We start from the raw sequence: 12,030 nt of genomic DNA, 5'->3' as shown, positions 1-12,030 counted from the left end.
AGCCGCACTGAGCCGCCCGAGACGGCTCTGCGCTGCCCGGATCAGCGCGCGGGCATCGGGTAGGACTTGTGGCTCACGATCCGCTTGCTGCTGAACGCACCGGCCGGCTGGTCGGGTGAGGTGTCGAAGCGACCGGTCATGTCGACGATGAAGTCGCAGGAGGCGTACCGGTTGTACACCGAGTAACGCAGCCGGGTGTTGTCGTCGTTGCGCGGTGTCACGACCACAGCCCCGTTGGCGCGCTCGCGGTTCGGCGCGACGTTCGTGGTGCTGCTGTCCGTGGGTGCCGTGCCGGACCACATCGTCAGGTGCGTGCCGGTGGTGGCTCTCGTGCCGGTGAGGTTGCCGACGAAGGCCTGGGTACGAGTGTTCACCAGGTGGCCGGGGACCAGCAGGTTCGTTGTGCTGTTGGTGCCGCGCGCAGCCTTGGTCGTGCCGAGGCCGAACCGGGAGTCGGCCAGCCGCGTGGGCGTCACCGGCACGAAGACGGAGCCCACGCCGTCCGCAGCGGTCGTGTAGAAGCCGGCGATGTCGACGACGACATCGACGGACCCCGCGCCGATCGCGGTGATGCCGAAGGAGTAGCGGGAGTTGCCCAGTGCGTCGACGCCTCGGTAGGTGACCGGCACGTTCGTGGTGTTGGGCGAGACTTCGTTGCGGGCGTACTGCAGGGTGGACGTCGCCGGGCGGGTACCCGTGCCGCTCCACGTCGTCAGATATCCGCTGGAGGTCGACCCGGCGACCGCCGTGATGTTGGCGACGACCGCCTTGAGTCGCGACCCCGCGCTGTCGTAGAAGCCGAACTCCTCCACGCGGGTACTGCCGGAGCTCAACGCTCCCTTGTTGTAGCGGGTGTCGTCGAGACGGTAGGGATCCTGCGGGCTCAGCAGCGTCCCACCGGTCTGCGTGGAGCCCGTCCCGGCGTACCAGCCCACGACATCGACCAGCAGATCGGCGCCGCCTGCGCCGGCACGCACGATGATCGTGCCGTCAGCACCTACGGGCACGGTCGCGGTGACGGACCCGGTCCACCCGGCGCGGAAGTTGAGTGTCGACGTCGCAGGCAGCGAGGTGCCGGACGGGAAGGCGGTGAACCACCCTCTCGAATGCGCCTTCACAGCAGTCAGGTTGACGACGATCGCGCGGACTCCGGTCGCGGGAATACCCGCGACGCCCGCTGCACGAACGGTCACCGATTCGCCCGTGTCGACCGAACCGATCGGAGCACCCTGTCCGATGCGCGTGTCGACGAGCCGAGTCGGGGCGGCCGGCAGGTAGTTGCCTGCAGCAGTGCGCGTCACGGCGGTCGGCAGCGCAACGGAAGCCGAAGCGGGGCCGGCGTGGACGGCGCCGAGGCCGGACGCGAGCAGGGTGGTGGTCGCGGCGACGGCGCGCTTCATCGGGATGCCTTCCGGGCGGGGGAGTTTCGCCGTCAGAGTACCCAGCCCGAACCCCTCAGCCGCGCATGCTGCGCCACGGCCGGTGCATGTGCAACCGCCGTCCGGTCACCTCGTTCGGGTCGATCGCGACGACATTGAACTTCGGGGTGTTGATCCAGGGACGCAGGCGGACCCGTTCTGCGACGTATGCGGAGTCTGCCTCCAAGAGGTGTGCGCGCCCGCGCACGATCACGCTGATGGCTTCGTCCCCCAGAAGTTGGTCGACCTCGAACGCGACGTCGTCGTTCATCGTGATGCCGAACAGCTTGCTTCCCTCCGCGGTGCGGAAGATCAACCGGTTGTCGTCGTCGACCGCGTAGTTGACGGGGACGATGTGCACTTCACCGAGCAGGTGGTAGGCCAGGCGCCCGAGTTCCTGGCTGCGCAGGAAGTCGTAGCACTCGAGATCGCTGAGTTCGGTCGGTCGGAACGTGTCGTCGGTCATCGTGGTTCGCCTCTCTCGCTGAGTACTACTCATGGTAGTACTGGTCGCGGGCGATGGCACGGGGTACGTTTCCGACGTGCTGAAGCAAACGCAGGTCGGGCGTCGTCGAGTTCTCCTCGGGGCGATGGGTGTGGCCGCGGCCCCCACGCTGAGCTTGGCGATCGCGCCGCCCGCGAGCGCTGTCACGAAGACGCGCTTGGACTCGACGATCGGTTCCTATGTACGCGCTCGCGGAGGGACGGTCGGAATCTCGTTGTGGGACAACCGGACCGGGGTGCACTACACCTACAACTCGTTCTCCAACGAGACGCTCAGCACGGTCAAGATCCTCATCCTGTGCACGGTTCTACGGGTGTCCCGCGAGCAGGGGCGTCCGTTGACCTCCTCCCAGCGCACCCTCGTCGGACGGATGATGGGCTCGAGCGACAATGCCGCGACCGACACCTTGCTGGCGCAGGTGGGAGTCTCGAACGTCCAGCGGGTGACCCGGCTCCTCGGTCTGACGTACACGACGATCCGGGGTGGCGGCGCTGCCGGCAGTTCCACCTGGTGGGGCTATTCGACGACCGTGCCGTGGGACTTCCTGAAGCTGGAGACCTACCTGGTCAACGGGACGCCGGTGCTCACCCCTGCCGAGCGCACCTACGTCCGCTCCTGGATGTCGAACGTGACCTCCAGTCAGATCTGGGGCGTGGTCAACCCCTCCTTCGCCTCCATGGTGAACGCCGAGGTCAAGAACGGCTGGGGGCCGCGGACGGGGGGCTACCGGCTCAACTCGGTCGGCCGGATCAAGGGGTACGGCCGCGACTATCAGATGGCGATGTTGTCGCGCTCGCCGAACGGCTTCTACTACGGGCGCGACACGCTCAACGGGGTCAGCTCGATCGTCTTCCGCGAACTGGCCACGCCGCTGACCTGATCGCCCGTAGTTCCGATGCACTCGTGCTCGCACCTTTGCACCGAACTGTGGTTCTGTCGGATCGATGCTGTGACCGACTGAAGTGGTTGGCACACGTCCCGGGATCCGAAGGAGCACAATGGATCTCGGGACGTGTTGCATCGTCCCGAGTGTGAAGAGGTGAGCAGTCATGGGGTCCCTCGAGAAGTTCGAGGCGTCGGTGGCCGATCGGGTCGCCCGACCGCCGGGCGCGTTCTGGCTCGCCACCGAGGTTCCGCGCGTCGCCCTCGGTGTGCACCTGATGGCGTCGGCGGTTCCGCTGCTTGCCACCACGGCCTCCGGAGACGGCCACCCGGTCCTCGTCCTGCCCGGGTTGGGTGCGAACGACCTGTCCACACTCGCCTTGCGCAACTTCCTGCGGTTGCGCGGCTGGCGCCCGTACGGCTGGCACCTGGGCCGTAATGTCGGTCCCACGGCCGCCGTTCGCGCCGAGCTTCCGGTCGCGATCCAGCGCATCGCTCGCCGCAACCGCGCGAAGGTCTCGGTGATCGGGTGGAGCCTGGGCGGTATCTACGCTCGCGAACTGGCTCACCAGCACCCCGAGTGCATCCGTCAGGTCATCACGCTCGCTTCGCCCTACCGGCTGCAGCACCCGCGCCAATCCCGCGCCGAATCCATGTTCACCCGGTTCGCTCATCTGCACGCACAGGATGCCGAGCAACCCACTGCGACCGGTCGAAGTGCGTACCCGCTGTCGGTGCCCTCCACGTCGTTCTATTCCAAGGAGGACGGCATCGTGGCGTGGCAGCACTGCCTCGAGCCTGCGACCGACCACTCCGAGAGCGTCCGCGTGCGCTCGAGTCATCTGTCGATCGGCTTCGATCCGCACATGTTCTACGCGATCGCCGACCGTCTCGCCCAACCGGAGGACGACTGGCGTCCGTTCGTGCCGCCGGGTGCCCTGCGTTGCTTCTTCCCCGAGTCCGACAACCCACACGGAGATGCCGATGTCGCCTGAGAGCCCGTTCACCGCCCCGCTGGCCGAGCGTGGAGCCGAGTACCGCACGGTCGATCTCGACGGTGAGGTTCACTACCTCGACTTCGGTGGCGACGGCACGCCGTTCGTGCTGGTCCACGGACTCGGCGGACATTCGTTGAACTACATGCTGATCGGACCTCTGCTGCGCGACGCGGGGTACCACGTCTACGCGCCGGATCTCGGCGGATTCGGCCTGACCCGTGCCGCGGATCGCTCGCCGACCGTGCGCAGCAACGCCAAATTGGTGCGGCAGTTCATCGAGACTGTCGTCGGTGAGCCCGCCCTCGTCGCCGGCAACTCCATGGGTGGGCTCATCTGCGCGATGGTCGCGTCCGCGCACCCCGACCTGGTGCGCGGCGTGGTGCTGCTCAACCCGGCGATGCCCGCCCCGCGCCGTCATCCCGGACGCCAGATCTCCTCTCTGCGAACGCTTTTCACTCCGGCCGCCGTCGGTATGTACAGCCGCGCACGTAAGCGTCCGATCACGCCGGAGGCGGAGGTCGACAATGTGATGCGGATCTGTTTCGCCGACTACGGCTCGCGGGACAACGACATGTTCGACGTGCATGTCGACATGGCCAAGGCTCGCCGCCGGTTCCCGGACGCGATGAAGGCACTCGGTATCGCCGCCCGGTCGATGTTCCAGGAAACCGTCTCGCACGGTGCCGTGCTCGGCCGTTACCGGGCGATCAGGGTGCCCGTCCTGCTGATCCACGGCGTGCAGGACCGGTTGGTGCCGGTCGAGGCGGCGCGGTGGGCCAAGTGGGCCAACCCTCGCTGGATGTACGAGGAGTGGGACGGCACCGGTCACGTGCCTATGATCGAGCACCCTGACCGCACCGCGAAAACCATTGTCGGATGGGCGGATTCGCATATCCGACGCGCCGCATGAAGCAACTCTCCGCCCTCGACGCGGCGTTCCTCGGGCTCGAGAACTCCACCATGACGGGCAACATCAGCAGCATCATGTTGCTGGATCCGTCCGGTCTCGACGATGAGTTCGACCTGGCACACATCACCCAGTTCGTCGCCGAGCGCCTCGACCGGGTCATCTTCTTCCGCAAGCGCCTGGCCGAGGTGCCGTTCGGCCTCGACCGGTCCTACTGGGTTGACGACGACCACTTCGACCTGAGTTACCACGTGCGAGAGAGTGCGCTGCCGCGTCCGGGCACGGTCGAGCAACTCATGGAGTTGGCGGCGCGCATCCACGAGCGACCGCTCGACACCAGCCGTCCACTGTGGGAGTTGTACCTGGTGACCGGACTCGCCGACGGGCGCGTCGCGTTGATTACCAAAACGCACCACGTGGTGATCGACGGGGTGTCCGGCATGGAGGTGCTCAGTGCGCTCGTCGACCTGGAGCCACTACAGCTGACCGGGAAACCGTTCGAGTTCGTTCCGGAGCCGGCGCCGTCCTCGGTGGGTCTGCTGGCCCGCTCGGCGATCGGGATGTTGCAGCGTCCGGGCGATGCATGGACGGTCGTGACCGGCCTGGCGAAGTGGACCCCGGCGATGCTCTCGCTCAGCGCACTCAAGCCGCGTAATCCGTTGCGGCAAAAGGACGCCGATCCGGAGATCGTCACCGACTCCCTGCCGGTCCGACCACCGGTCACCACCTTCAACGGACGTATTTCGCGCCGTCGGCGGCTCGGCGTGATCGACCTGCCGTTGGACGACATCAAGACGGTCAAGAACGCGTTCGGCACGTCTGTGAACGACGTGGTGATGGCGGTGATGGCGGGCGCCGTCCGGCGATGGTTGCTGCAGGACGGGGGAGTCACCGGGACGCCGCTCGTGGCGATGGTTCCGGTGGCGGTCCGCTCGGCGGATCGGTCCGAGCAGGGCAACTTCGTCACCGCGATGCTGGCCACGCTGCCCACTCACCTCGAGGACCCGAAGGACCGCCTGCGGCGCAGTTCGAAGTTCACGAAATCGGCACGCAAGAAGGGTGGAGCGGTCCCACCGACGGTGCTGACCTCGGCGATGCAGTTCGCGCCGCCGGTGATCTTCGGCCGTGCTGCTCGCGCGATGTGGGAGACCGGCATCTTCCGCACCATCAGGCCGTTCAACCTCATCATCTCCAACGTGCCCGGTGGCAGCCGGCAGGCATACGTCGCGGGCGCTGAACTGCAGGCGATGTACCCGCTGTCGGTGTTGGCCGACGGGATCGGGCTCAACATCACCCTGCTGGGCTACCGCGATGTGCTGCATGTGGGCATCACCACCGATCCAGAACTGGTGCCTGACCCGCAGCAGATCTGCGAGTGGGCGGTCGAGGAACTGGCCCTGTTGGTGCAGGAGGTCGAACGGCCCGCCTCACAGACTGACTGACCGGTCTCAGGCTGCTCGTCGTGCGGCCAAGGCGACCGCTGCGCTCGCCACGGCTGCGATCCACAGCCCGGCCATGACCTGTTGGGTCTGCCAGCGTGAGGCGAGCGCGGCGATGATCATCGGCAGGAAGAAGCCGAGATAGGTGAGGCAGTAGAAGACCGCGTTGGTCATCGCCAGGTGAGTCGCGTCGGCGGCGTGCTCGACGCGGGTGAGCCCGCCGACGAGGTTGAGTCCGTATCCGCACCCCAGCACCGCTCCGGCAGCAACTGCTAGCAGCGGATTCGGTTGCCACGCAACGAGAGCCACCATCGGGATTCCGACCAGCACGGCCACCATGCCGAGCAGGCTGACCACGCCCGGACGCTGCGCCTCCAGGTCACGGGCGGGCTGCTGCACCAGCACGCCGATGCCGAGCGTCACACCCGACATCGCGCCGCTGAAGGCGATCGACCAGCCGCTGATGTGCTGACCGACGAGGGCGGGGATGGTGACGATGCCCAGCGACGGGCAGGCGAACACCCACGGCGCCATCGGCGCGATGCGTCCCCAGAAATGCGTCGACAGGGCCGCGTGCGACGGGCGAGTCGCCGGGACGTCCGGTTCGCCGATCGCGACGAGATGGTCGGGGGCATGCTGGGAGCGCATCGGAGCGTTCCACACGACCGCCGCGGCAACAGCCGTCAGGGCGATGTGGACGAGGTACGGGACGACCTTGGGGCCGGCAACCCATTCGGCGAGCACCCCGGCCGCCACGGGGCCGAGGCAGAACCCGCCCGACAACGACATCGCGGCCCGACGGGCGCCCGTCCCTGCAGGTGCATCGCTGGACAGTTCCTTGACCCAGGTCGAGCCCGGCGCCATGGCGGCACCGGTTGCCATGCCGTACAGCACACGTCCGATGAACAGCAGGACGGAGTTCGATTCACCGATCGCCAGCACAGCCGAGGCAAGAGCACTGAACACCATGACCGGCCGGAGCACCGCACGGTGGCCGAAGCGTCCAGCCAGTGCGGCCGAACCCAGCAGGGCCGGGACCAGGCCGAGAACGTATGCCGCGAACATCGCGTTGACGAAGGTGGGGTTGAGTCCGTTCTCCGCGCGGTAGACCAGCAGCAGCGGGGAGAACTCGTTGGCCCCCCACCCGACGACGAACAGCGCGAACGCGACGCGCATCCATGGCTTCACCGGCACAGCCTGGCAGGCACGAATCCGGCGAGCGTCACTGCAGGTGCGGACATCCGTCGTGCGCCCCTCCCACCGCACCGACCGATCGGCGGGCTTGTGGACCGGTGCTCGCCGTCCGGGTCGCCGGCCTGACATGCTGCACCCATGCCGTCGTCCCGTGGTTCGCGTCCGCTCCCGCACCAGGAAGTCGTTCGTCGTGCTACCCAGCAGTACGCCTCCCTGCACCCGAAGTTGCGCGTCGCCGCTGAAGAAGCGGTCGATCTCGTCGTCGGCATCCTGGACGACGCCGGCCTCAACTACCTGACCGTCACCGGCCGAGCCAAGAGCGTCGAGTCGTTCGCCGACAAGGCCGGCCGGTTGCGGGACGGTACGCCGGTCTATCCCGACCCGATGTCCGACATCGGCGACGTGATCGGTCTGCGGGTCATCACCTACGTGCGTTCGGACGTCGCGGCGGTCGCTCAACTGCTGGCCACCGAGGCAGTCGTGCTGGACGACCGGGACATGGGCAGCGAGACCGCGAGCGAGGGGCGCTGGGGTTACGCGAGCCGGCACCTGCAGATCCAGCTCTCGGCCGAGGACCGCAAGGCCCACCCGAAGATCGGAGACCGGCACGTACAGGTGCAGATCCGTACCGTGCTGCAGCACGCATGGGCCGAGTTCGAGCACGACATCCGTTACAAGGGGACGGTTCCGGATGAGTACCGCTCCGACTTCGATCGTCGCTTCAGTCTTGCGGCGGGTCTGCTCGAGCTCGCCGACCTCGAGTTCTCGGCGATCCGCGAACGCCTGCAACGGCCGGTGCACGCGCCCTCCTCCGGCGACCCCGAGGTCGACCCGCGCATCGACCCGCGCGAGTTGGCGGCGTTCCTTGCCGGTCAGTACGCGGACGCCAGCTGGTCGCGTCCGGAGCACTACGCCTGGATGTCGGGGCTCGTCCTCGAGCTCGGGATCACCTCGCTGACCGAGCTCGCCGATGCGATCCGCAGTATCGACGTCGCGGACGTGGACCGGCGGATGGGTTATCGCAACCCGCCGGGCGCCGTCCGCCGGTTGGATGACGTCCTGCTGTTCGCGTTCGGTGAGCGGTACATCGATCTGCACGACAACTCCCACCGCGTCGACCGGCTGAAGACCCGGCTGGCGAAGATGAAGTCCGCCGGCTGACTCACCTACGCACTCATCCGCGGCTTCTGAACGCCGAAGGCTTCCGCCGACTTCGGCTGGTTGAGCCCTACGGCGGAAGGTCACCACCGCCGGCCGCAGGCTTCGGGGGCCTAGCAGCGTTCGCTGGTTGAGCCCTGCGCCCGAGGTAGGAGGGCGCAGGTGCCGAAACCACGGCGACATCCTGTCACCACTCGGTGATGTTCTCGAGCGAACTGAATCAAAGCGACGCGAGCACTTGTAGCGTCACGACGCTGCGAGATCTGTGCGCGGCGTAGCGGTACGTCTACTCGTGAGCAGCAAGACCGCGACCGCCCCGCACAGCACGGCGAGGACGATCGCCGCCGCTCCCACCGCGGTGCTGAGCGAGACGACAGTGGCGACCGCGCCGACGCCGATCGCGGTGGCGGCCTGCAGCGTGTAGGCGACCAGATAGAGGAACGACAGGGTGGCACCCCGGTGATGCGTAGGAGCCAGGTCGTTGATGAGTCCGAGCCCGCCGGTGAACGCCAGCGCGTAGGCGATCCCGCCGACGACGCACCAGCCGAGGAACAACGGAAGCGATCCGAAAGCGCTGGCCGCCGCCATGAGTGCGAGGCTCACGAGAGTGAGCGCGGTGCCGGCCCAAATGAGAGCGCGGGCATGGAACCGCGGGAGGAAAAGGCCAGTGATCCCGATGCACGCGGATGACGCGGCCAGCAGGCTCCCGACGAGAGCGGTGTTCTCGGTGTGGGTGAACTGGTCGATCATGTGGGCGCCCAGGGACAGGAAGATCGCACCGACGCAGTAAGCGAGGCTCACCGAGAGCGTCGAGATGACGAACCCGGTCCGGAATCCGGCGGGGACGAACGGTACCTGCGGTCGCCACCGCTTCGTCATCAGTGGTCGGTCGTTCGGGGTGGCCCACACCGCCGCACCCGCCGTCAAGGCAAGGACGAGCAGGATGATGTAACTCCACAGCAGCGGGCGAGGGAGGTATTCGGCGAACAAGCCGCTGAGCAGCAGGGCAAAAGTGAGACCGGTTGCCGTCGCGACGGTGGCGACCGTGCTCGCGGAGCGAGGGTTGCGGCTGGTGTTGTTCTCGATCAGGGACGCGGTCGCGGCGCCCATTGCCAGGCCCGCCCCGGCGCCCTGCAGCACGCGTCCGACATAGAGGAAGGCGACGTTGGGTGCGAATGCGAACACGATCGCGGAGGCTGCCATGAGCGCGATGCCCGCGAGCATGATGCGGCGCCGTCCGAACAGGTCGGACAGATTCCCGAACAAGGGGAGCACCACGATCAGCGCGAGTTGATAGGTCGCGAACACGGTCGTGACCACGACCGGCGGTAGATCCCACTTCACCGCGTAGAGCGGATAGAGGACGCTCGGCGCTCCCGACGACCAGAGCGACAGGCCCAGGACGGACGCCGCGGACCAGAACGCCCTGCGCTGGTCCAGGCGGTTCATGATGCTTGGGCGCGGACGCGTCCCAACAACACACGGCCCATCGCCCGTTCCCTCCGTCGTCGTCCGGTCTCAAGGATCAGCCGAAGTAGCTGTCGAGCATGAGGTCATCCGTCACGTGAAGTGCCCCCGGCAGGATTCGAACCTGCGACAGTTCACAACCTGACTGCCTCGGAGTGCCAACGATGGGCCTGAAATTCTGCGGAAGTCGCTCCCCTCAGTGTTGCTTCCTCGGGTCACGTCTGGACACAAGATACCCTAGTTGTTGCACGAGCACATCATGCAACTTCGTTAGGAGTGTCGGAACATGGCGAGACGATCGTTCGGGGCGCTGCGCAAGCTGCCCTCGAAGCGGTGGCAGGCGTCCTACATCGGCCCCGACACGTTGCGCCACCCGGCCCCGTTCACCTTCACCGCCAAGGCCGATGCCGAGGCGTGGCTGATGTCCGAGCGGGCACTGCTGGAAACGGGCCGCTGGACCCCGCCGAAGGGCCGCAACGCCGCCACCGTGCCCACGTTGCACGAGTACGCCGACCGATGGCTAGAGCACCGCGAACTACGGCCTCGAACTCGCACGCTGTATCGCAGCTACCTCGACCGGCACGTCCTGCCGTCCCTCGGTGAGTTGCCCCTGACCGCGATCACGCCGGCGCGTGCCCGCGATTGGCACGACAACCTCGACACCGGCCCGCGTGCCAAGTCGGGCGCGTATTCGCTGCTGCGCACGATCATGCAGACGGCCACCGACGATGAACTGATCGTGCGCAACCCGGTCAACATTCGCAACGCCGGCCGCACCCGCCGACAGCACAAGGTGACCCCGCTGACCCCCGCCCAGGTTGACGCCGCCGCTGCTGCGATGCCTGATCGGCTACGGGCGCTGCTGCTGCTCACCGCGTGGTGTGGACTGCGCATCGGCGAAGCGCTCGAGCTACGCCGGTTCGATCTCGACGTGTCCGAAGACGGGCAAGCGGTCGTGGTGAAGGTGCGCCGCGCTGTCTCGCGCATGACGGGGGAGTGGCTGGTCGGGCCGCCGAAAACGATGGACGGCCTACGCGACGTCGTGGTGCCCCCACACATCGTGCCTGCCGTCCGAAAGCACCTAGACGAGTTCGCCGGCACCGAGCCGGATGCGCTGCTGTTTCCCTCGCCCTCGAACACTGAGACGTGGCTACAGCGGTCGACGCTGAACCTGCACTGGAAACCGGCAGCCGAGGCAGCCGGGGTGCCCGGTGCACGCTGGCACGACCTACGGCATACCGGAGCCACGTTGGCCGCGATCGCCGGGGCGACCGTTCCCGAGTTGATGCAGCGGTTGGGGCACTCGACACCGGCAGCCGCCATGAGATACCAGCACGCAGCCCAGGGCCGAGACGCCGCGATCGCCGGGGCGCTGTCGCGGCTGGCCGAGGGCACCGACGCCGAGAAGGAGAAGAAGTGAGCAACATCGAGCCAAGCGGCACCCCGGGGTTCATCGTTGCCCGCCGGGGACCGAATGCGAACGACCCGTTTGCCGTCGGGGATGAGGTCGACACCTACGAGCTGCTGGTGCCGTTACTGCCACCGGTTGACGCGAGGCCGACGCCGGCCGCCCGACTGAAGGACGCACATTCGAAGGCAGCTTTGGAGGCCCCTCGAATCAAAGAGCTGGCGAAGTCGCAGAAGTGGCGAGTCCTGCAGCGACTGGCGTGCGATTGTCCGGCGTCGGAACTGCTGGTCACGGTCTATGTCGTGCCCGGTGGTGAACGGTGGGCCTACCTAGTGCCCGAGAAGCTGCCGAGCGCATTTCGGCGAACTGAGGCCGCGAACCGCCCGCTCGCATTCCCGTTGCACCGCGAGCCGAACGGCTACCCGCACGTTGACATTGTTTCGTGTCGGCGCTGCCTCACCCGGTGGGCGGTTCAGTTGACCGAATCGGAGGCGGCCATGGCGAAATGCCGAAGTCCCCACTTGGGCGCGCGAGTCGTGGACGGGCAATAGACGACGCGTGATGTATTGTTAAGTCCACAACCGAATTTATTGCCCGGCGAGAAGCGCCGCACCACCCTCAGACATGGGCCGCTGTGGGAATCGTTCTGAGAGG

General features: G+C 67.2%; 11 protein-coding genes and 1 tRNA gene. 7 read left to right on the top strand and 5 right to left on the bottom strand.

Features of this window, described 5'->3' with window-relative positions:
* Window positions 1-41 precede the first annotated feature (41 nt).
* A complete protein-coding gene (locus ACYU8W_RS13585; protein ID WP_499469872.1) occupies window positions 42-1,400 on the bottom strand; it encodes a hypothetical protein in 1,359 nt (452 codons plus the stop codon).
* Between the two features lie 55 nt (window positions 1,401-1,455).
* A complete protein-coding gene (locus ACYU8W_RS13580) occupies window positions 1,456-1,884 on the bottom strand; it encodes a pyridoxamine 5'-phosphate oxidase family protein (protein ID WP_129625294.1) in 429 nt (142 codons plus the stop codon).
* A 76-nt stretch (window positions 1,885-1,960) separates the two neighbouring features.
* On the opposite strand from ACYU8W_RS13580, the gene ACYU8W_RS13575 reads away from it, so the two are divergent.
* From ACYU8W_RS13575 to ACYU8W_RS13560, 4 genes are all read left to right on the top strand, one after another.
* Window positions 1,961-2,803 (top strand): serine hydrolase, encoded by an 843-nt coding sequence (locus ACYU8W_RS13575; protein ID WP_168990189.1) that lies wholly within the window; start codon window positions 1,961-1,963, stop codon window positions 2,801-2,803.
* A 169-nt stretch (window positions 2,804-2,972) separates the two neighbouring features.
* Window positions 2,973-3,800, top strand: a complete 828-nt coding sequence (locus ACYU8W_RS13570) for an esterase/lipase family protein (protein WP_499469869.1) — start codon at window positions 2,973-2,975, stop codon at window positions 3,798-3,800.
* Complete coding sequence (locus tag ACYU8W_RS13565) at window positions 3,790-4,713, top strand: alpha/beta fold hydrolase (RefSeq protein WP_499469867.1); 924 nt, start codon at window positions 3,790-3,792, stop codon at window positions 4,711-4,713. Before ACYU8W_RS13570 ends, ACYU8W_RS13565 begins: the two co-directional genes overlap by 11 nt.
* On the top strand, window positions 4,710-6,152 hold the full coding sequence (locus tag ACYU8W_RS13560; protein WP_499469865.1) for a WS/DGAT/MGAT family O-acyltransferase: 1,443 nt from the start codon (window positions 4,710-4,712) through the stop codon (window positions 6,150-6,152). The genes ACYU8W_RS13565 and ACYU8W_RS13560 overlap by 4 nt, the downstream gene beginning before the upstream one ends.
* A 6-nt stretch (window positions 6,153-6,158) precedes the next feature.
* Here ACYU8W_RS13560 and ACYU8W_RS13555 read toward each other — a convergent pair whose 3' ends face one another.
* Complete coding sequence (locus tag ACYU8W_RS13555) at window positions 6,159-7,337, bottom strand: MFS transporter (protein WP_499469863.1); 1,179 nt, start codon at window positions 7,335-7,337, stop codon at window positions 6,159-6,161.
* Between the two features lie 144 nt (window positions 7,338-7,481).
* On the opposite strand from ACYU8W_RS13555, the gene ACYU8W_RS13550 reads away from it, so the two are divergent.
* Window positions 7,482-8,504, top strand: a complete 1,023-nt coding sequence (locus ACYU8W_RS13550; RefSeq protein ID WP_129625299.1) for a GTP pyrophosphokinase — start codon at window positions 7,482-7,484, stop codon at window positions 8,502-8,504.
* Window positions 8,505-8,747: 243 nt separating this feature from the next.
* Here ACYU8W_RS13550 and ACYU8W_RS13545 read toward each other — a convergent pair whose 3' ends face one another.
* Complete coding sequence (locus ACYU8W_RS13545; protein WP_499469861.1) at window positions 8,748-9,950, bottom strand: MFS transporter; 1,203 nt, start codon at window positions 9,948-9,950, stop codon at window positions 8,748-8,750.
* Between the two features lie 121 nt (window positions 9,951-10,071).
* Window positions 10,072-10,138, bottom strand: a tRNA-OTHER gene (locus ACYU8W_RS13540).
* A gap of 116 nt (window positions 10,139-10,254) precedes the next feature.
* On the opposite strand from ACYU8W_RS13540, the gene ACYU8W_RS13535 reads away from it, so the two are divergent.
* On the top strand, window positions 10,255-11,388 hold the full coding sequence (locus tag ACYU8W_RS13535; RefSeq protein ID WP_499469859.1) for a tyrosine-type recombinase/integrase: 1,134 nt from the start codon (window positions 10,255-10,257) through the stop codon (window positions 11,386-11,388).
* Window positions 11,385-11,927 (top strand): hypothetical protein, encoded by a 543-nt coding sequence (locus ACYU8W_RS13530; protein ID WP_499469857.1) that lies wholly within the window; start codon window positions 11,385-11,387, stop codon window positions 11,925-11,927. Before ACYU8W_RS13535 ends, ACYU8W_RS13530 begins: the two co-directional genes overlap by 4 nt.
* Window positions 11,928-12,030: the final 103 nt, after the last annotated feature.

Source organism: Yimella radicis (assembly GCF_054778255.1).
Note: the sequence above shows the minus strand (reverse complement) of the source record. Positions and strands in the feature narration are given on the sequence as shown.

Coding starts and splice junctions, on each gene's coding strand:
- ACYU8W_RS13535 (WP_499469859.1), top strand. CDS start 10,255: ATGGCGAGACGATCGTTCGGGGCGCTGCGCAAGCTGCCCTCGAAGCGG.
- ACYU8W_RS13565 (WP_499469867.1), top strand. CDS start 3,790: ATGTCGCCTGAGAGCCCGTTCACCGCCCCGCTGGCCGAGCGTGGAGCC.
- ACYU8W_RS13570 (WP_499469869.1), top strand. CDS start 2,973: ATGGGGTCCCTCGAGAAGTTCGAGGCGTCGGTGGCCGATCGGGTCGCC.
- ACYU8W_RS13545 (WP_499469861.1), bottom strand. CDS start 9,950: ATGAACCGCCTGGACCAGCGCAGGGCGTTCTGGTCCGCGGCGTCCGTC.
- ACYU8W_RS13585 (WP_499469872.1), bottom strand. CDS start 1,400: ATGAAGCGCGCCGTCGCCGCGACCACCACCCTGCTCGCGTCCGGCCTC.
- ACYU8W_RS13580 (WP_129625294.1), bottom strand. CDS start 1,884: ATGACCGACGACACGTTCCGACCGACCGAACTCAGCGATCTCGAGTGC.
- ACYU8W_RS13560 (WP_499469865.1), top strand. CDS start 4,710: ATGAAGCAACTCTCCGCCCTCGACGCGGCGTTCCTCGGGCTCGAGAAC.
- ACYU8W_RS13550 (WP_129625299.1), top strand. CDS start 7,482: ATGCCGTCGTCCCGTGGTTCGCGTCCGCTCCCGCACCAGGAAGTCGTT.